A 19,164-nucleotide genomic window follows, 5' to 3' on the forward strand; every position below is an offset into this window, starting at 1 on the left:
TTCTGAAGTGCTATGAACGATATGGGCCGATAATTTGTTCGGGGGGATCTGTAAATAAATTCGACACTTCTTGGTGGTGCTCCATTCTTGTTGGGCAAGGGGCGGAGCGGTACGGAAACAGGTCGGCATAACCAGCGCAGGTCCGTTCGGTCCATGGAGCACCCCGGTTACATGGTCTGTCCCCAGTCGACTTCCCGCGCCAAGTTCTTTCGCGCCCCGGTACGCCCCTACCCATGCCCGGCCCCCATGCATTGATCGCCCCGTTTCCCCGGAGAGCAAGGGTGCACGGGATCGCGGCCGGGATCCTGCTGCCCCTGTCGGTGCTGGTTGGACCGGGGGGCGCCTGCGCGGCGGAACGGCCACCGCTCCGGACCGCTGTCAATGAGCTGGCAGTCGGAGCGGGTGCACGGCTGCCCTTTTCCGCCGCGCGCTCCTATCGGGCAGCGGAGGAGCACCCGGAGCGGAATGCGGAGAAAGAGGGTTCCGATGGCCCTTCCTTGCTGGCGACCCTGGAGGATACCCACGCGTCCATCACGCGGAATCTCGAATATTCGGTACGCCGGGTGGACGCCTTTTTCGCCAACGAGCGCGTCTTCCAGGAGGCCACCGACAGCTATCTGCGGGTGGAGGGGTCCAGCTCCTGGCAGGAGGGCAAGGGAGCGGACCTCGGCGGGGATATCAAGGCCCGGGCGGAGCTCCCGCGCCTGGAGAGGAAATGGGCCCTGCTCCTGGAGTCGGATGAGCAGGCCCTGCGGGAAGAGAAGGATGACAGCATCCGCAGGCGTCCCAAGGAAGCGGTGCGCCAGAACAACTATTTCCTTTCCATCCAGAAGCGGCTGAACGGCGATTCCCGTTGGGATATCCGGCCCGCCGCCGGAGTCAAGCTTAAGATACCGCCCGACCCCTTCGCCCGGCTGAGCGCCTATCGCTATTACGGGCTCGGGGATTGGCTGGGGCGGCTGTCCGGCGATGTCTCCTGGTTCGTATCCGATGGGCTCGGTACGGAGGCCCAGTGGGAATTAGACCGGGCCTTCAAGCACAACATGCTGTTCCGGTCCTCCTCCATCATCGGCTGGGAGGAAAAGGACGACCATTTCAAGGCGGAGCAGAAGCTCACGCTATTCCACGATTTCGGCGACAAGGACGCCTTCGCCTACGAGGTGGGGACCAAAGCCGCCAATTCCCACCTCTGGGCGATTACGGAGTACTACTTGCGGGCCAATTACCGCAGGGAGCTCGCCCGGCGGTGGCTCTATCTCGACATCGCCCCCGAGATCACCTATCCGCGGGAAAAGGCGTTCGCGCCCCGGCCTGCCCTAACCGTATCCTTGGGGATCATATTCGGTCGGGAGTATCTGGAGCACTCGGAGGGTCGATGACCGGAGAGGATTCGGAGCTCGGGGTGAATCTCGCCCGACCCCGGGCGACGCCGCCGGACGGGCGGCAGGGGCGGCACTCAAAAGCCCGTCTAGCCCGGCTCTTCGCGTAGCGCTTCGAGGGCATCGATCACCCGGCTGCTGTGCTGCTTGGGCTTTACCTCCCGATAGATGCGGGCGATCCGCCCGTCCGGGTCGATAAGGAAGGTATGCCGTTTGGAGAACTGTACCGGGCCCAGGGAGAAACGGGCGCCGTATTGCGCGGAGACGTTGCCTTCCCGGTCGGCCAGCAGGGGAAAGGGAAGGTGATACTTCTCCGCGAACTCCTCGTGGCTTTCCGTGCTGTCGATACTGACCCCGAGAACCTGGGCGTTCAGGCGATGCAGCAGGTGTATGTCGTCGCGGAAATTGCAGGCCTCGGTGGTGCAGCCCGGGGTGTCGTCCTTCGGGTAGAAGTACAGGACCACCCATTGGCCACGGTAGTCCGCCAGCCGCTGTACCCGGTTTTCCTGATCCCGCAGGCTGAAATCGGGGGCCGTCTGGCCCACCTTCAAGGCGCCGGAATCGGAGCCGCGGGACAGTCCGAAGAGGGTCATGGCGATTATTCCTCCCAGCAGGATGATAAAGGTTCGTGCAGGGTGCTGCCGAACCGCCGTGGTGATCCTGCGCATGGCCTTCCTCCAGTATTCCGGTGCCCGCCCCGGCAGGTCAGTTCGGGCGTTCCAGCAGATAGTGGCCGACCCACCATTCGCCGCCGTCCTGGTAGCTGAACAGCTCCGCGCAGGCCATGAAGAAGACCCGCCACCGCTGGAGCCAGCGCTCTCCTTCCGCATCCCCATAGGTGTCGGCCAGCACCGGGCGAAGGCTGTCCTCCGCGCGGTCCAGGCGGTCCAGCCAGGCCTCGGCGGTGGCCCCATAATGGCGGCCGTTCCAGCGCCATCGATCCACCAGGGTGAACGGTCCCATGCAATGCAGCAGCAGGTCGTCACTCGGCATGATGCCACCGGTGAAAAAGTGCAGTCCCATCCAATCCGTGGCGCCTTCGGTGGTGAACGTGTAGGGCTGCTCCCGGTGGCAGAAGACGTGCAGGAACAACCGGCCCCCCGGACGCAGCCAAGTATGGATCCGGGCCAGCAGCGCTTCCCAGTTGCGCATGTGCTCGAACATCTCCACGGAAACCACCCGGTCGAATCGCTCCTCCGTCTGGAAGGCATTCATGTCGGCGGTGATCACCGTGAGATTGTCCAGGCCTCCCCGGCGGGCCCGCTCCAGGATGTGCGCCCGCTGCGAGGCCGAGTTGGAAACGGCAGTGATGCGGCTGGCGGGGTAGCGCTCCGCCATCCAGAGGGAAAGGGAGCCCCACCCGCACCCAAGCTCCAGGATATCCTGGCCGTCGGCCAGATCGGCGTGGGCGCAGGTGGCGGCGAGGGACGCATCCTCGGCCTCGTCCAGCTCGCTGGTTCCCGGCTCCCACAGGCAGCCGCTGTATTTCATGCGGTGTCCGAGGACCCGCTCGAAGAAGTCCGCCGGAAGCTCGTAGTGCTGCTCATTGGCTTTCTCGGGCACGGGTGCCACCGGGCTCGCCCGCATTTCCCGGAGAAAGGCGCGTTTTCGGTCCAGGCGCTCTTCGGGGCTGCCCGCGGTTTCCTGGGCCAGGCGCTGGCGGAGCAGGCGGCGGATGCCTGCCCGAATCATGGAATCGGGCAGGCGGCCCCGTTCCATCCAGTCGATGGCGGAGCGGTACAGCGGGGCGGTGGCCATTAGGGGTTACCTCCGGAGGTTTTCCTGGGCGGGCCCGGGAAAAAGGCATTCGTGGTTTGCTGATAGCGCCGGTAGGCCTCTCCCCGGCTTTCCAGGGCCCGTGCCTCGGTGGGTGGAATCCCAGTCACCTTGAGGAGGAAGACCAGCATGACGGCAGGACCCAGCAGGGTGATCCAGCCGTAGGGGCCCGGCAGCCCCAGGCACACGTAGGCCCACCAGTGGAGCCACTCGAAGAAGTAATTGGGGTGCCTGCTGTAGTGCCACAGGCCCTCCTGGCACACCCGGCCGCGGTTCCCGGGTTTCGCGCGGAAGCGGCGCAGCTGATGGTCCGCCAGCATTTCCCCGCCGATGGCCAGGCCCCATATGGCCAGGCCCAGCCAGTCCAGCCAGGTGGGCCCGGGGACGGGATTGCGGGCGGCCACCAGGATGGGGATGGCGAACATCACCGCCCACAGGGCCTGAACCTGGAAGAACAGGAACATGTAGGGCTGCGTGCGGCTGCCCCAGGACGCCCGCAGGGCCCGATAGCGGCCGTCCTCCGCTTCGCCTCGCACCCGCCTGGCCAAGTGCCCGGCCAGACGCAAGCCCCAGAGGCCGGCCATGAGGCCGATGAGCATACGCCGCGCGGGGTCGCCGCCGGTGCTCGATAGGGCGAAGAGCACCCCGAGCAGGCCCACTCCGGCGGCCCAGGCCACGTCGACGATTCCCGCGTTCCGCGTCCGCCACTGCACGAGCCAGAGGGCGAGCATCAGGGCCGCCATGACCGCCCAGCCATAGCCCAGGACATGCCACGCGCTCATCGCGGCTCCTCCAGGTGCACCGCCCCGGGACCCGGCCGGAGTCTGCCCAGGGCGGCGTTAAGGGTCAGAAGGAGGGGCATGGCCACCGTCCACCCCAGGGCGACGAGTCCCAGTCCCCATAATGCGCCGCCGGGAAGGGCGAGCGCGCCAAGCTGGACGCCGCCGTAGTAGGCCATGGGGCCGCCCACCGCGCCGAGGGCCGCGGCCAGCGCCGGGCGCCCGGCCAGCCAATACAGGGCCAGGTTCAGCCCCGTGGCGAAATTCATCCACAGGGCCACCATCCACAGCTTGGTGGGCGCCAGAGGCCCGCTCCCGGCATCGAAGCCGATGGCCCCGGCCAGCACCAGGGCCGAGTCGAGCGCGAAGCCGACCAGCGCGGCGCCGAGCAGAAGCGCCGCCTCCCGGTCCCGCCGGGGTACCATGGCGAAGTGCAGGGCGAGGAGCGCGGCAACCACCAGGGGGCCGGCCAGCGGCCTCCCCCAGGCATCCCCCAGCACGCAGGCGAACCAGCCCACATTCAAGGCCGCGGCGTTCACGAGCATCTTCCAGCTTTCGGGGCGGGTCATGATCCCGGCTCCTCGGGTATGGGTAGGTCCGGCAACGGGGCCCCCCGCCGGTGCTCCGACTTGGCGAGGAGGATCTGCAGGTCGCCAATGTGCCGTTCGGCGAAGCCAGCCTCGCAATACTGCAGATAGAAGTCCCAGAGCCTGATGAACCGCTCGGGATACCCCAGCTCCCGCACCCGGGTCAGCTGGGCCAGGAAACGGGCCCGCCACTCCTGTAGGGTGCGGGCGTAATGGGCGGTAAGGTCCTCCAGGTGGACCACCCGCAGGTCCGTGGATTTGCCGCTGGCGGCGATCAGCGCCCCGAGGGAGGGGCAATGGCTGCCGGGGAAGACGTAGCGCTGGATGAAGTCCACGGAGCGCCGGTACGCCTCGTAGTACTGCTCGCCGGTGGTAATCACCTGTATGGCCATGCGGCCGTCGGGCTTCAGCAGGTCGGCGCAGCGGCTGAAGAAGATGCCCAGGTGGTCGGCGCCCACCGCCTCGATCATCTCGATGGCCACCAGCTTGTCGTAGGTCCCGGACAGCGCCCGGTAATCCTCCTGCACCACCGTAACCCGGTCGCTCAGTCCGGCTTCCCGGACCCGGCGCACGGCTACTTCGTATTGCGCGGGCGACAGGGTGGTTGTGGTGACCCGGCAGTCGTAGGTGCCGGCGGCATGGAGGGCAAAGCTGCCCCAGCCGCTGCCGATCTCCAGCACGTGGTCCCGGGGGCCCAGCTCCAGCTTGCGGCAGAGCCGATCCAGCTTGGCCCGTTGGGCCTCCTCCAGGGTGGCTCCGGGATGCTCGAAGATTCCGGCGGAGTAGGTCATGCCCTCGTCGAGGAATAGGGCAAACAGGTCGTTGCCCAGGTCGTAATGGTCGCGGATGTTGCGGCGGCTGCCCCGGAGGGTGTTGCGCCGCAGCCAGTGGCCCATTCGCGCTGCGGTGGTGGTGGGGATGCTTCCGCGATCCAGGTCCGTCCTTCCCAGCCCCCGCAAAGTGCACCGAAACAGCGCCGTCAGGTCGTCGCAATCCCAGTCGCCGTCCAGGTAGGCCGCCGCCGCGGCCAGGGTTCCCCCGGTCAGCAGGCGCCGGTAGAAACGGGGCCGGTTAACCGTAATGCTGCAGCCAAGGGGGCCGGCATTTCCGGCGGCCCCGAAAACCGCCGTACCGTCCCCGTCCCGGATCTCAATGCGCCCCTCGACGAGGCTGTTTAGCCGGCCGAACAGCACCTGGCGGGCGAGGCGGTTGATGCGCCGCGGCGGGGTGGCTGCGGGACGTTCAATGGAGAGGGTGGAATCCATGCCCATGGTCGTCATTTGCCCTCGGAGCGTGCCCACTTGGGGTGGGGGTGGAAATGGGCGCCCTTGCGCCAGAGCCGGAATGCCTGGGCGTAGATGCCCGCGACCACGCGGCCCGTCATGAAGGGGTGTCGCGCCAGCACTCGCGCCAGGTTAGAGCCGTCCAGGGGACGGCGTCTCAGGCCCATGGCGGCCTCGAAATGGCAGCCTTCGCCGCCCTCGTTGCGCATGACCACGGCCAGCCGGGTGCCCGGTTCCGTGAAGCGCCAGTCGTAGGTGTCCTCCATGCCCATGAACGGCGAGACATGGAAGTCCTTGGGGAAGCGGAAGTGGTGTCGCCGACCGGTATCCTTCTGCCCGGCGGCATCCAGGACGTAGCAGTGCCGCTCTCCCCACGGGGTGTTGCTTACCTCGGCGACGATGGTCTCCAGGTGCGCATCGGCGGGGTCCCAGCAGTAATAGAAGCTCACCGGGTTCATGCAGTAGCCGAAATAGCGCAGGTGGGTGAGCAGGCGGATGGCACCGGCGGGGCGCCTCCCGGTCCGCACCTCCACCAGGTCCCGCACGGAAGCGTCCAGGGGCTGCTCCGACGGCCCCAGGTGGTCGGCCCGCCGGAAGGAGGCCAGGTTGGGTCGTTCCACCGACCATAGCCACCGATGCCGGAACACCGTGTCCAGCTCCGCCAGGTCCAGGTAGAGAAGGAAGAGGCGGTAGCGGAAGGCGTGGTAAACCGGCCGGTACCGGCGATGCACCACCGTGCCGGCGTAGATGGCGCTGTGGACGCTCATGACGCCACCCCGAAGGCGTCCGCCACGGCCTCCGCGCTGCGCACACCGTCCTCGTGGAAGCCGTAGCCCCAATAGGCGCCGCAGTAGGAGGTGCGGTGGCGCCGGATCACCTCGCCGTGGCGGTCCTGGGCATGCCGGCGGTTCGCGGTGAAGCGGGGATGGGCGTAGGACATGCGCCGGATGACCCGCCCCGGGTCGATGCCGTCCACGTCGTTGAGGGTCACGCAGTAGACCGACCGGGAAGGCAGGCGCTGCAGGATATTCATGTTGTAGGTGATGGCCACCTCCTCGTCCCGGACGGTCCGGCGGTGCACGTTCCAGGCCGCCCAGGTGCGGCGCCGTCGGGGCAGCACCGAGGTGTCCGTGTGCAGAACCGCGTCGTTTACGGTGTAGGGGAAGGCGCCCAGCAGCTCCGCCTCCACGGCCGTGGGCCGATCCAGCAGGCGCAGCGCTTGGTCTGCATGGCAGGCGAGGATCACCTCGTCGAAGCGCTCCCGGCCGCCGGTATCGGTGCACACCGTGACACCCTGCTCGTCCCGCTCGACCCTTCGCACGGGCGTGGCGAGGCGCAGGGCTCCGGGAAACCGGTGAAGGATGGCCGAGACGTAGCGGTGGGAGCCGCCGGGAATGGTTCGCCACACCGGGCGCCCCCCGAGCGGATCGAGCATGGCATGGTTATCCAAGAACTCGGCCACGAAGCGGATGGGGAATTCGGCGAATCGCCCTTCCGGACAGGACCAGAGGGCGGCCCCGAGGGGAAGCAGGTAATGCCGCACGAAATCGGGGCCGTAGCCGCCGTCCGCCAGCAGCTCCGCCACCGTGCGTCCATCCGTCGGATTGGAGAGCACGGTGCGGGCTTCCCGTCCGAAGCGCCGGATATCCGCAAGCATGCGGTAGAAGGCGGGACGCAGGAGATTGCGGCGCTGCCCGAAGATCCGGTTCAGGGAGCCGGAGCCGCACCATTCGATGCCGGTGGCCTCGCAGTGCACCGAGAAGCTCATATCGCTGTCCCGGGCGGGGATCCCGAGCTCGCTCAGAAGAGCGCAGAAACGCGGATAGTTCACCGGGTTGAAAACGATGAAGCCTGTATCCACGCCGTGTATGCCGTCCTCGTCCGACACCGTCACGGTATGGGTATGTCCGCCGGGGCGGGAATCGGCTTCGAACAGGGAAACCGCGTGGTGGGGGCCGAGCCTATGAGCGGCCACCAGCCCGGAGATACCGCTGCCGACGACGGCGATGCGGAGGGGGGCGGCGTTCATGGAGCGCCCCCCTTTCTTCCGCCGGCCGGCCGGGCGGCGAGCACGGAGGCGGGCACCGGCCGCAGGTCCCATATCAGCGCCAGCCGTTCCAGGGCGCGCAGGGCGTAGTAGGTGGGGTCGACCTCCCACCACAGGAACCCCTGCCGCGCCGAGCCGGGGTAGAAATGGTGATTGTTGTGCCAGCCCTCGCCGAGGGTCAGCAGGGCGAGGATCCCGTTGTTTCGGCTGTCATCGCCGGTTGCGTAAGGACGGCGTCCCCAGCTGTGGGCCAGGGAGTTGATGGTGTAGGTGGCGTGGTAGAGCACCACCGTGGAGATCAGGAAGCCCCAGACGAACAGCTGGGGCCCGTCGGTGCCGAGCGCCGGCGCCGCGGTCTCCAGCCAGGCGCCCAGTCCGTAAAGGCCGGCACCCAGGAGCAGGAACGGCACCATGTCGAAGCGGTTCACCCAGCGCAGCTCCGGGTAGGCGGCCCAATCGCGCACGTATTTCCAGGGCGTGGCGTAGCTCTCGGGCCGCATGAACCAGCCCATGTGGGCGATGAACATGCCACGGCCCGCGGGGGAATGGCGATCCTCGGACGTGTCGGAATGGGCGTGGTGGAAGCGGTGGTGGCCCGCCCACCAGAGGGGGCCGCGCTGCCCGGCGGTACAGCCGGTCACCGCCATGGCCAGCTGGAACCAGCGGGAGGCACGGAACGCCTTGTGGGAAAAGTACCGGTGGTAGAAGGCCGTGATGAAGAACATGCGGCCCAGGTAGAGGGCTACCGCCAGGGCCACCGCAAAGGGTGATATCCCCACCCAGAAGACCGCCAGGCAGGCGGCGTGGAGTCCGAGGAAAACCCCCCAGCGGCTGATCTCCACCAGGCGGTCGGCCCGGGGCGAGGGGGCCTCCTCCGGCAGGTCGCTGATAAGGAGCCGCCACCAGGAGGAGGTGGTCGAATGGGAAGGGGAAGACCTGTTCATCCTGTGGATTCCTCATGGGCCGGTCCCGGCCCGTCGGGGTCATTGCGGGCATGGAGTCCCTGGGCGAAGGCGGCCAGCTCGCCCATAGAGGTCACGAGCTGCGCCCCGCTGAGGCCGCTGATGTCCGCACCCCGGAAGAAGGGACCGCCCACGGCCAGACTGACGGGGGTGGATTCCTCCTGCAGCGCGGCGTGGTAGTCGGCCACCAGACGACGGATCTGATTGCCCGGCTCCAGCAGCGTCACGGCTACCCAGGCGAGTCGGGCGCCGTTTTCCGAGACGGCGTGGCGCAGCGTGGAAGGCGGGGTGAAGGCGCCTAGGTTGACCACTCGCCAGCCTTGCTCGTGCAGCACCGTGGCCGCCATGCGGGAGGGCAGGGAATGGGCGTCCCGGGCGGAAGAGCCGCCTACCGCCACCGGGGCGTCATCGGGCAGGGGCGGGGCCAGCTCCCGGAATTGGTCCAGGGCCCGCTCGCAGATGTCCGCTGCGCGGTGCTCGATGAAGATCCCCTCTTCCGTTTCCCGCCATAGCTCGCCGATGCGGCGCAGGGAAGGGGAAATCAGGGTGTCCAGAATATGGGGCAGGGGTTGCCCGTCCATATACCGTCCCACCAGCAGGCCGGAAGCCTCGGCTTCTCGGCCGCTCATCAAGGCCCGGTGGAAGGATTCCTCCGGTTCCTCAGCGCCGGCGTCCTCCACGGGGGCTTCGGGGAGGCCGAGGAGGTCCGGGCGCACCAGTCGGAATCCCTCCGAGCGGGCGAATCGCAGGGCCTCCTCCTGGAGGATGCGTCTGTGCCCGCCCGCGGTCCGGAAGGCTTCCAAACGACCACCGTCCACCCAGCGTTTCACGGAGGACTCGCTGACGTCGATGGCTTCGGCCACTTCTTTGGGGGAAAGGTTTTCTTTCATGTTGATCGTTTTGACCGTTTTTGGCGCAAAGGTATCCCATATAAACTCGGAAACGTCCAATAAAAATTTAATTTACATTCCAAGGGCGAAAACCGCCACGTCCATGGTCAAACGTTTTGGACGAATTATGGGTTCGGGAGCGGGAGGAAGCTATGACCCTGATCGGTATCGTGAACAGCCTCGGCTGGGTGGTCCTGGCCATGGGCGTACTGCTGGCCGTGCCCGGACAGCCGGCGGCCGGTGAGGTCCGGGAGCGCGAGGGATACGCCTACAGCCTGGATAGCGGGGAGCTTTTGTACAGGGAGCTGCACAGAACACGCCTGGAAGGCGGGGAGCCGGCCACGGAACAGGTGACCTACCGCGAGCCCGGCGGCCGGGTCATGGCCGTCAAGACCATCGATTACGGGGAGCGTCCCATGGCTCCGGATTTCCGACTGATCATGGAGGACATCGGTTATCAGGAGGGGATGCGCAGCCTGGACGGAGGACGCGAGGTCTTCTACGAGCCCGTGGGAGGCGAGGGGGTTCGGCGCGCCGCCATGGATGCCGAAGGGCTCGTGGCGGACGCGGGATTCGACCGCTTAATTGAGCGGCGCCTGGAGGCCCTCCGCTCGGGCGAAGGGCTGACCTTCGATTTCCTGGTGCCCAGCCGCCTGGAAGCCTATGCCTTCCAGGCGGAGCCGGCGGGCGAGGCCGAGGTCTTCGGTCAGCCGGCGATCCGCGTACGCCTGGAGCCGGCCAATTTCTTCTTCCGTTGGCTAGCCGGGGGCATGGAGGTGTTCTATCACCGCGAGGACGGGCGGCTGCTGCGCTACAGGGGGCTTTCCAACCTGCGCGATGCCTCGGGGAACAATTTCCAGGTGCAGGTGGACTTTCCGCCGGAGGGGGTGACGCCTCTCAAGCGTCTGGAGGCGCTGGAAGACGAGGATGACCCACAAGGGTCCGAGGGCCCCGGCCGGGTCCGGTAAGCCCGGCCTTCCCTCGCCCAGGAGGAGAGACGCAATGCAGAAAACCAAATACAGGGGCAGACGTCCCGGCGACCGGATGCTGCGTCGGCCCCGGAGGCAATCCCTACGGGCCGGGGGCGGAAAGGTGATGCTGGTCGTTTTCGTATGTGCCGCCCTGTTCGGTCTGATGGCTTGCGCCGCACAGCAGCGGCCGCCCATCCATACCGTGGATCGGGTGAACCTGGACCGTTTCATGGGCGACTGGTACGTGATCGCCTCGATTCCCACCTCCATCGAGGAGAACGCCTACAACGCCGTGGAATCCTACGAGCTCGAAGGCTCGGACACGGTACAGACCACCTTCACCTTCCGGGAAGGCGGGTTCGACGGGGAGCGCAAGACCTACCGGCCCACCGGCTACGTGCGCGAGGGGACGGGCAACGCCGTATGGGGCATGGAATTCTTCTGGCCCATAAAGATGGACTACCGGGTAATCTATCTTGACGAGGAGTATTCCCGCACCATCATCGGGCGCCAGAAGCGGGATTACGCTTGGATAATGGCGCGCAGTCCGCAAATTCCCGATGCGGAGTACCAGCACCTCGTGGACTTCCTCCGGGAGGAAGGTTACGACACCACGAAGCTGCGCAAGGTGCCGCAACAGTGGGAATGACGCCCGCCGCCCCCGATGGCGTCCGGGCGTCATCCGCCCGGTCTAGAAGGCGTACTTGGCCGAGATCTGGATCCGGTCCATGGTGCCGTCCGAATCGTCGAGGTTGGTGCGCCTTGCCCGGCTGTACTCGATGCCGAAGGTTGCCGGATCGACCGGCGAGTACATGAGGTTCACGTGGGCGCTGGTGTAGCGCTCGGCCTCCGCCCCGCCCACCTCGCCCTGCTTCACGTCGGCCTCCGCCAGGGAGGCGGAAACGGTGGATCGCAGCCCCTCGGCCCAGAAATGGCGGTAGGCGGCCAGGGCGCCCCGCACCGGGATGGGCGTGATCGAACCGTCCGCGTCCTCGATGAAGCCGCCGGCGAAGGCGTTCAGGCCCAGATAGCGGCCCAGATGCCCGTAATTCACCATGAAGCGGAAATCGTCGGCGGTGCCCGCCTTGATCCGTCCGGCCAGGCTGACGCCGCCGCCGAAGGCGGTTTCCAGGTCGCCGTCAGCCTTTTCGTAGGCGAGCTGCCGTCCCAGGAAGGCCAGGCTGAGGTTGGAGCCGCCAGCGGTCCGGAGCTCGTAGCGGAGGGCGAGGTCGGGCGCATTGCCGGCGTTGGCGGTGATCCGTTCGTTGTCCGCATCGGCTCCGCCGACCCTGGCGGCATTGTCGTTCAGGCTGGTCTCCGAGTTCTCCACGGCGAAATGCCAGGTCCCGTAGCCGGCGTCCACGCTATAGCGGACCTGCGGCTGGCGGTTGAACAGGCTGCCCACCGGGCCGACGAAATCGTTGAGCTCGGGCAGGCTGGAGACGTTGTAGAAGGTGGACCACGTCTGTCCGAACAGGAAATGGTCGAAAGTGAAAAAAGCATGGCGGAGCCGGGGGGCATTGGAGTTGCTGATGCGCTCGTCGCTTCCCGGCACATCCGTTACCTGGAAGTCCATCTCCAGATGGGAGCGCAAGGTGTGGCCGTGAAGGTCCGTTTCGGTGGTGAACCGGACCCGGCTTTCCCGGGCGTGCGTGCTGAATCGGGCCTGCCGGTTGTCGTCGCCCGTGGGGATGAGGCTCGGAACCAGGAATTCCTCCATCAGGGGATTATCCGGGGCGCCGGCGCTGTATTGGGTGGCCAGGGCGTCGAGCTTGATGAATCCGGACACGTGCACTTCGGTGGCGGCGGCCTGGGCGGTGAGCGGCAGGAGGGCGGCCAGACCCAGAACGGGAAAGCGAATGTCCATAATGTCCCTCGGGGTATAAAAATACCCCGTAGGGTACAGCCCCGGGGGCGCGGTTCAACCGTGCATTTTTCTCGGGATTTCCGGTGGACACCGGAGTCCCTACGGCCTCAAACCCGGCGCACCCGGGGCCGGTGACCGAGCTTCACGTACATTAGGGCGGTGGTGAGGACGTCGGCGAAGGCATCGTGGCGGCCCAGGTCCGGGATCCCCAGGTCACGGCGGATGGCCTCGAAGCGCAGATCCACAAAGCCCCGGGGAATGACCGCCTGCTTGGCGTCGTGATACAGGCCCGAGACTTCGATGCGCCGGTTGGGGAGGGGGCCGCCCAGTCGGGGCCGGGCCAGGCGCCCGATCAGGGCGCAGTCGAATTCCAGGTAATAGCCCAGCAGGGGCCGTGAGCCGATGAATTGAAGCAGGCGATCCACCGCGGTTTCCGGGGCCATTCCCCGCGCCAGGTCGCGGTCCCGCAGTCCGTGGATCTTAACGCTCTCCCCGTCCACTGGCCCGTTGGGCCGGACGGTGAGGTGCAGGGCTTCGCTGGTTCGAATCCGGTCCCCCTCCACGGGCAAAGCGGCGACGGCCAGGAGCTGGTCCCGTCGGGGGTCGAGGCCCGTTGCCTCGGTATCCAGGCAGATGATCCGGTCATCCGGGGGTGGCTCGAATAGATGGGCCAGCTCCGGATCGCGGAGCCGCACCCGTCCCAGCTTCCGACGCAGGGCGGCGCGCATCATGTCACCAGGTTGAGGTGGAAGTGGTGAGCCAGGAGCCGTTTGAAGCCCTTCACGGCCTGAAAGGCGTCTTTCAGGAGATCGCGCTCCAGCCGGCTCAGCTCCGCCGGCCGGATCAGGCCCTCGGGGGGTCGACCGGCCTTGCGCTCGGCCAGCATGGCCCGCAGGCGCAGGCCGGTGAGGAAGTCCAGGGCCTCGGTCAGCTCCCGGACTGTTTCCTCGTTTAGGATGCCATCGGCGACGGCGCCGCGCAGACGCTCCAGCGTGCCCGTGACCTCCCGGCGGGCCTCCAGGGCCAGGCTCCGGGCACCGTGAACGACGGGGAAGATGCCCCCCTTCTTGACGTCCAGGGCGTCCCCGGTGGCACCGGCCCCGGTGCGCAGGTGGGAGAAAGGGCCGAGGGGCGTCTGGAAGTCCAGGGCGGGGCGGGCGAAGGTGGAGAGCAGGCTGGGATGGTTGTCCAGGCGCGCCAGGGCCCCGCTCCGTACCTGCTCCCAGAGCTCCGGATCCCCGGCCGCCGGTGTACCGTCCAAAAGCACCGCCAGGTCCATGAGGGCCGGACCTTCCGGGTGACGACCGGCCTCGCCGATGCGCTCCGCCAGCTCGGCAGGGGTGAGCCGCCAACGGGGATTGGTGGTCATGTAGCCGCCCGGACAGGGGGGATAGCCCATGCGCTCCATTCCCGCGCCGAGCGCGTCGGCGGCGCGTTCCGCGGCGGCCCGGTCCGTGCCGGGGCGCAGCAAGAGGAGGTTGTCCTGGTCCGTTTTCAGGATCTGTTCCCCTCGCCCCTCGCTGCCCAGCAGCACCAGGCAGCAGTCTCCGGCCAGGGCCTCGGGGACCACCAGCTCGAAGAGCCGGGCGAAGAGCTGGCGATCCAGGGCGCTGACCAGGCGCTGGATGTGCCGGGTCCGCACCCCCCGCGCCGAAAGGGAGGCCACCATGTCCAGCAGGCGCGTGCTGGCCCGGGCCAGGTCCGCCACAGAGGCGGCCCGCCGGATTTCGGTAACCACCAGGTGCGAATGGTTGGCGTAATAGCTCATGAGCGAGCTCTGCTCCAGGAAGCCGCAGATGGTGCCATCGGGCGCTTCCTCGCGCACGGCGACACGGCTGATGCCGTGCCGGGTCATGGCCAGCATGGCGTCGAATAGGCTCGCGTCACGGGGCAGGGCCACCAGCCCGTGGCGGGCCAGCTCGCCGACGGGCGTGGTGGCCGGCAGTCCCCGCGCCACCACGGCACGGTAGAGACTGGAGACGGTCACCAGTCCCGGCTCCGCGCCGTCCGCCGGTCTTCCCACCAACGCTCCGGCGCTGCCCTCCGCCTCCATGCTCTGTGCCGCCTCCTGGGCCGTGGCCTCCGGATCCACCCAAACCGGCGGGTGGAGGTAGGCCTGATCGATGCGGGCCAGCATCACCGCCGACAGGTCCTGTTGACGCTCCCGGGCCATGAGGCTTTCCAGCTTGGTGGCGAGGTCGTCGTGGAAATGGGCCTGGAAGGCGGGATGCTCCCGGCACAGGGCATGGAAGCGCTCTGCCGGCAGGGTATAGGCCACCAGTTCCTCGGCCACGCGGAAGGTGGAGCGGTAGCTGCCCCGCAGCAGTCCCAGCGCGCCGAAGGGCTCCTCCGGACCGAATACGCGGATCGCCTCCTCGTCCCGGATTTCCTCCACCTGCCCCTTCATGGGCAGCCAGACCAGCTCCGGTGTATCCCCCGGGACGGCCAGGCGCTGGCCCGTCTCTGCATAGATAACGTCCAGCGCGGACGCGGTCTCGATCAGGGCGGCTTCCGGGAGACGGTCGAAGGGCGGGATGGCGGCGAGAAAGCGCTGGATGGGCTCCATACGGATTTCCGCTCCGATTGGGGAACACACGGGGTAGGGAAAGCATGCGGGATTTCCGGGGTGGCCACAATCCATGCGCCGCGCTCGAGCCCCCGGAAGGGCGCCGGATAAAACACCGAAAAAACAAAAGGGACCGCCCGGAGGCGGCCCCTGCACTGCGCGATGCAAGCGCGGTCAGTGGGCGGAGGCGCCCTCCGCGCCGATGCCGGTCTGCGACCGCACGAACTGGGCATCGAAATCCGCCCGCTCGCGGCGGCTCGCGGCGCTCTTGTCCGTGATGGAGAAGAGCCAGATTCCGCCGAAGGCGATGGCCACGGTGAAAAGGGCCGGGAACTTGTAGGGAACCAGCGGGGCGCCCATGCCCAGGATCTCGCTCCAGACCACGGGGCCGAAGAACACCATCACCACGGCGGAGATTAGCCCCAGCCAGCCGCCGAGCACCGCGCCCCGGGTGGTCATGTCCTTCCAGTACATGGACATGATCAGCACCGGGAAGTTGGCGGAGGCGGCGATGGTGAAGGCGAGGGCGACCACGAAGGCGATGTTCTGGTTCTGGAAGGCGATCCCGAACAGGATCGCGAAGCCGCCCAGGACCACGGTGGCGACGCGGGAAACGCGCATTTCCCTGTCCTCGCTGGCGCCCTTGTTCACCACGTTGGCGTAGATGTCGTGGGAGATGGCCGAGGCGCCGGCCAGGGTCAGGCCGGATACCACCGCGAGGATGGTGGCGAAGGCCACCGCGGAGATGAAGCCGAGAAACAGGTCGCCGCCCACGGCATGGGCCAGGTGGATGGCGGGCATATTGCTGCCGCCGACCATGGCGCCGCCGGGCCCGAAGTACATCTCCCGGCCCATGACGAAGGCCACCGCGCCCACGCCGATGATGAAGGCCAGGATGTAGAAGAAACCGATGAAACCGGTGGCGTAGAAGACCGACTTACGGGCTTCCTTGGCATCGGGGACGGTGAAGAAGCGCATCAGGATGTGCGGCAGGCCGGCGGTGCCGAACATCAGTGCTATGCCCAGCGAGATGGCGCTGATCGGGTCGGATACCAGGCCGCCGGAGTACATCATCTCGATGCCGTCGGGGTGCTTCTCCACCGCCATGGCGAACAGCCGGTCGAAGCTGAAGCCCGCCTTGTACATCACCGCCACCGCCATGAAGGCGGTCCCGGACAGCAGCAGCACGGCCTTGGTGACCTGGACCCAGGTGGTGGCCAGCATGCCGCCGAAGGTGACGTAGGCCACCATCAGCAGGCCCACCAGGATTACCGCCATCTCGTACTGGAGCCCGAACAGGGCCTCGATGAGCGACCCGGCGCCCACCATCTGGGCGATGAGGTAAAGGATCACCACGGAGATGGAGCCGAAGGCCGCCAGGGCCCGCATGGGGGTCTGCCGGAAGCGATAGGAGGCTACGTCGGCGAAGGTGTACTTGCCCAGGTTGCGCAGCCGTTCGGACATGAGGAACAGGATCACCGGCCAGCCCACCAAAAAGCCGATGGCGTAGATGAGGCCGTCATAGCCTTGCGCGTAGACCGCCGCGGTGATTCCCAGGAAGGAGGCGGCGGACATGTAGTCCCCGGCGATGGCCAGGCCATTCTGCAGGCCGGTGATGCCGCCGCCGGCGGTGTAGAAGTCCTTGGCGGTGCGGGTGCGGTTAGCGGCCCAGTAGGTGATGCCCAGGGTGCCCACCACGAAGATCAGGAACATGGTCACCGCCGGGATGTTGATGCCTTGCCGGGCGCTCGTATCCAGGCCGCCGCCGGCGGCGAAGGCCGCCGTCCCGGCAAGCAGGGCGGTGAGGCCGAAACCGTAGGTCAGGATGCGGGCCACTTACTCGACCTCCTTGCGGATCTCTTCGGTCAGGCGGTCGAACTCCCGGTTGGAGCGCCGCACGTAGATACCAGTGAGCACGAACGCCAGCAGGATGATGGCGATCCCGATGGGAAACCCGATGGTGGTGTACTCGGTGATGTGGGTCCGGAAGAACTCCGGATTGAAGGCCAGCACCATGATGAAGCCGTAGTACGCCACGAGCATCACCGCCGAAAGCAGCCAGCTCAGGCTGGAGCGCTTGCGGACCAGCTCCTGGAACTTGGGGTTGGCCTTGACGGCCTGGAGGGTTTCTTCGTTCACGGAGTCCCGCCTCCCTGATTGCTGGTGGTTGATAGCGTTGGTACGAACGGGCCATCCCCGACGGGCCTGTCCACCCGGCCGGACAGACGGGACGGCTTACGCAAAGCGGGGTAACCATACGACGGCTGGGGGCATGGGCGCCAGGGGTTCCTTCCGGAAAATCCCTACCGTCTCCCACCCGTTCCGCCGGGTGCTCGATCCGGTTCCCCGTCGTGCCCGGGACAGGGAAGGGGTCGTGTGCTATAGAGGGGAAACTTGGATTGGTGATTATCTTCCACAATGTAGACGGTTTATCCGGTTTATGGACTGCCTAGTAAATAGGCGTTATATGAACGGCGCAGGGAAAATTAATAAATTGGTTATGTAGTTCGGTTTTTTCGTATATATGAAACTATGCAGTTTTCTTTGTTGGATTGCTGTTTTCGAGATTGGTACATGAAATGCCCGATAATAGCACAAGGGCCAAGCGAGGGCCCGAAGGCCATTCCGCTCGCTCATCGAAGGCGGTAGAGGAAATCGGCATGAACAACCAGGCCGTGGTCGAAACCATCAGCGGCGGCTGGGGTGATGGTCCTGGGCGACCTCGAAAGCCCGACGAAGCGGCTTGTTCTGGTCAAGCTACAGCGGACACCGGTTTAAGAAACATCCGCCAACTCCCATTCCCGCTCCCGCGGGCTCTGGAAGCCCAGGGTGGTGTGAGGTCGCTGGCTGTTGTACCCCATCTCGATGAAATGGATCACATCCCGGCGGGCTTCTTCCCGCGTCGCATACTGCCGGGCATCCGTCCATTCGCTTTTCAGGGTGCCGAAAAAGCGCTCCATGACCGCATTATCCCAACAGTCTCCCTTGCGGCTCATGGACTGACGAAGGCCCTTGTCCGTCAGCATTTGCTGGAATTCGTTGGCCGCGTACTGGCTTCCGCGGTCCGAGTGGTGGATAAGCCCCGCTTCCGGCCGGCGCCGGCCCAGGGCCATCTCCAGGGCTCCGGTTATCGGCACCATCTGGATAGAGAAGCAGTTGGGCTTGGAGGCCCCCATTTCGGGAGGGTGGGACATGGCCTTGGCCCTGCTGACCATGTTGGTGGGGTCCGTGGTCCTGTTTGTGGTACGCACACGCCTCGGCATCGCATGGTCGTCCCGTCAATCCAGTGGGGCCAAAAAACTCCGATAAGTGGCTGGTGGCTGTCTCCAGGGACCGGCTATCGGGGCTACCGGTGCAGTTGGTCCTTTAAACCTCCCTGGGGCCCTCCCTTTCCATCTGCCGTGCAATAGCTGGGCCCCAGAATCTGCGCGCCGATAATTACACTTATAAGACCTAGGTGGGGGCCAATAAAGTTGGAATTTCGCGTACCCCACTGAGTCAGGAGAAGTTCCCAGACTGGAAATAGTAGAAAAATACGTTTCCTTTTTACGAGGACCTTTCCTGGGCTACGCGGTCAAATGATAGGATTGATGTGTCATCTGAAAACCCCTGGAGGGGAGCATGGAATCTATCCGCGAATCCGCCATGGAATTACTCGGAGCGGGCCCGGCCCAGGTGCGAACCAGCTTGGCGGTAGTGGAGCGCCTTCACCAGGGGCTGCGTTGGACTCGAGCCCAGCAATTGATGGAGCTCGGGAGGTTCTCCAAAAAAGAGCTGGCCAGCCTGCTAGGAGAGAGCGAAAGCACGCTTCGTAGGCGGCTGCGCTCCGAGGAGGACATGGACCTAGTGGTCAGCGACCGGGCTTATCGGGTGGCTCGGGTGCTGGTTTTGGCTCGGGATTTGTTCGATGGGGATTCCAATAAGATCCACTCCTGGCTGCACCGTCCCCAGCCCGGCTTGGGGGAGCGGCGGCCCATTGACGTCATGGATACATCCGAAGGTGCACAGGAGGTGGAAAGGCTGCTTATTCGGGTGCTTGACGGTGGCATCGCCTGAT

At 66.3% G+C, this 19,164-nt stretch carries 18 protein-coding genes and 1 pseudogene; 4 read left to right on the top strand and 15 right to left on the bottom strand.

Annotated features, from left to right (window positions below; all coding sequences use genetic code 11):
• Positions 1-281: 281 nt before the first annotated feature.
• Entirely contained in the window at positions 282-1,379 is a 1,098-nt protein-coding gene (locus tag ACERLL_RS09125) for a hypothetical protein (protein WP_373655766.1), read from the top strand.
• A gap of 89 nt (positions 1,380-1,468) precedes the next feature.
• Here the strand turns inward: ACERLL_RS09125 and ACERLL_RS09130 are convergent, their stop codons facing one another.
• The 9 genes from ACERLL_RS09130 to ACERLL_RS09170 are packed head-to-tail and all read right to left on the bottom strand — an operon-like array spanning position 1,469 to position 9,703.
• The gene (locus tag ACERLL_RS09130; protein WP_373655767.1) at positions 1,469-2,047 is read right to left on the bottom strand and encodes a peroxiredoxin; all 579 of its coding nucleotides are present in this window, start codon (positions 2,045-2,047) and stop codon (positions 1,469-1,471) included.
• Positions 2,048-2,084: 37 nt separating this feature from the next.
• The gene (locus tag ACERLL_RS09135; protein WP_373655768.1) at positions 2,085-3,137 is read right to left on the bottom strand and encodes an SAM-dependent methyltransferase; all 1,053 of its coding nucleotides are present in this window, start codon (positions 3,135-3,137) and stop codon (positions 2,085-2,087) included.
• Positions 3,137-3,937: a DUF1295 domain-containing protein gene (locus tag ACERLL_RS09140; RefSeq protein WP_373655769.1), complete on the bottom strand. Its 801-nt coding sequence runs from the start codon at positions 3,935-3,937 to the stop codon at positions 3,137-3,139. Before ACERLL_RS09140 ends, ACERLL_RS09135 begins: the two co-directional genes overlap by 1 nt.
• Complete coding sequence (locus tag ACERLL_RS09145) at positions 3,934-4,503, bottom strand: DUF2878 domain-containing protein (protein ID WP_373655770.1); 570 nt, start codon at positions 4,501-4,503, stop codon at positions 3,934-3,936. The genes ACERLL_RS09140 and ACERLL_RS09145 overlap by 4 nt, the downstream gene beginning before the upstream one ends.
• Positions 4,500-5,801 (bottom strand): class I SAM-dependent methyltransferase, encoded by a 1,302-nt coding sequence (locus tag ACERLL_RS09150; RefSeq protein ID WP_373655771.1) that lies wholly within the window; start codon positions 5,799-5,801, stop codon positions 4,500-4,502. Before ACERLL_RS09150 ends, ACERLL_RS09145 begins: the two co-directional genes overlap by 4 nt.
• Positions 5,798-6,571 carry a DUF1365 domain-containing protein gene (locus ACERLL_RS09155; protein WP_373655772.1) on the bottom strand — a complete coding sequence of 258 codons (774 nt, stop codon included), beginning with the start codon at positions 6,569-6,571 and terminating at the stop codon, positions 5,798-5,800. The genes ACERLL_RS09150 and ACERLL_RS09155 overlap by 4 nt, the downstream gene beginning before the upstream one ends.
• The gene (locus ACERLL_RS09160; RefSeq protein WP_373655773.1) at positions 6,568-7,833 is read right to left on the bottom strand and encodes an NAD(P)/FAD-dependent oxidoreductase; all 1,266 of its coding nucleotides are present in this window, start codon (positions 7,831-7,833) and stop codon (positions 6,568-6,570) included. Before ACERLL_RS09160 ends, ACERLL_RS09155 begins: the two co-directional genes overlap by 4 nt.
• Positions 7,830-8,795, bottom strand: a complete 966-nt coding sequence (locus tag ACERLL_RS09165) for an acyl-CoA desaturase (RefSeq protein ID WP_373655774.1) — start codon at positions 8,793-8,795, stop codon at positions 7,830-7,832. Before ACERLL_RS09165 ends, ACERLL_RS09160 begins: the two co-directional genes overlap by 4 nt.
• Positions 8,792-9,703 (bottom strand): helix-turn-helix domain-containing protein, encoded by a 912-nt coding sequence (locus tag ACERLL_RS09170; RefSeq protein WP_373655775.1) that lies wholly within the window; start codon positions 9,701-9,703, stop codon positions 8,792-8,794. The genes ACERLL_RS09165 and ACERLL_RS09170 overlap by 4 nt, the downstream gene beginning before the upstream one ends.
• Before the next feature lie 152 nt (positions 9,704-9,855).
• On the opposite strand from ACERLL_RS09170, the gene ACERLL_RS09175 reads away from it, so the two are divergent.
• Positions 9,856-10,671 carry a hypothetical protein gene (locus ACERLL_RS09175; RefSeq protein ID WP_373655776.1) on the top strand — a complete coding sequence of 272 codons (816 nt, stop codon included), beginning with the start codon at positions 9,856-9,858 and terminating at the stop codon, positions 10,669-10,671.
• A gap of 127 nt (positions 10,672-10,798) precedes the next feature.
• Positions 10,799-11,323, top strand: a complete 525-nt coding sequence (locus ACERLL_RS09180) for a lipocalin family protein (RefSeq protein ID WP_373655777.1) — start codon at positions 10,799-10,801, stop codon at positions 11,321-11,323.
• Between the two features lie 42 nt (positions 11,324-11,365).
• Here the strand turns inward: ACERLL_RS09180 and ACERLL_RS09185 are convergent, their stop codons facing one another.
• The 6 genes and pseudogenes from ACERLL_RS09185 to ACERLL_RS09210 form a co-directional block, all read right to left on the bottom strand.
• A complete protein-coding gene (locus ACERLL_RS09185; protein ID WP_373655778.1) occupies positions 11,366-12,541 on the bottom strand; it encodes a DcaP family trimeric outer membrane transporter in 1,176 nt (391 codons plus the stop codon).
• Positions 12,542-12,648: 107 nt separating this feature from the next.
• Entirely contained in the window at positions 12,649-13,269 is a 621-nt protein-coding gene (locus ACERLL_RS09190; RefSeq protein ID WP_373655779.1) for a 3'-5' exonuclease, read from the bottom strand.
• Positions 13,269-15,107: a putative nucleotidyltransferase substrate binding domain-containing protein gene (locus ACERLL_RS09195; RefSeq protein ID WP_373655780.1), complete on the bottom strand. Its 1,839-nt coding sequence runs from the start codon at positions 15,105-15,107 to the stop codon at positions 13,269-13,271. The genes ACERLL_RS09190 and ACERLL_RS09195 overlap by 1 nt, the downstream gene beginning before the upstream one ends.
• A 174-nt stretch (positions 15,108-15,281) precedes the next feature.
• Positions 15,282-16,943 (bottom strand): cation acetate symporter, encoded by a 1,662-nt coding sequence (locus ACERLL_RS09200; protein ID WP_373655781.1) that lies wholly within the window; start codon positions 16,941-16,943, stop codon positions 15,282-15,284.
• Positions 16,944-17,246 carry a DUF485 domain-containing protein gene (locus tag ACERLL_RS09205; RefSeq protein WP_373655782.1) on the bottom strand — a complete coding sequence of 101 codons (303 nt, stop codon included), beginning with the start codon at positions 17,244-17,246 and terminating at the stop codon, positions 16,944-16,946.
• 635 nt (positions 17,247-17,881) lie between these two features.
• Positions 17,882-18,229 (bottom strand): annotated as a pseudogene (locus tag ACERLL_RS09210) (integrase core domain-containing protein); the annotation flags it as partial.
• Positions 18,230-18,728: 499 nt separating this feature from the next.
• Here ACERLL_RS09210 and parS point away from each other — a divergent pair.
• Positions 18,729-19,163 (top strand): type II RES/Xre toxin-antitoxin system antitoxin, encoded by a 435-nt coding sequence (gene parS / locus ACERLL_RS09215; protein ID WP_373655783.1) that lies wholly within the window; start codon positions 18,729-18,731, stop codon positions 19,161-19,163.
• Position 19,164 lies beyond the last annotated feature (1 nt).

The organism is Thiohalorhabdus sp. Cl-TMA, from assembly GCF_041821045.1.
GTDB lineage: Bacteria > Pseudomonadota > Gammaproteobacteria > Thiohalorhabdales > Thiohalorhabdaceae > Thiohalorhabdus > Thiohalorhabdus methylotropha.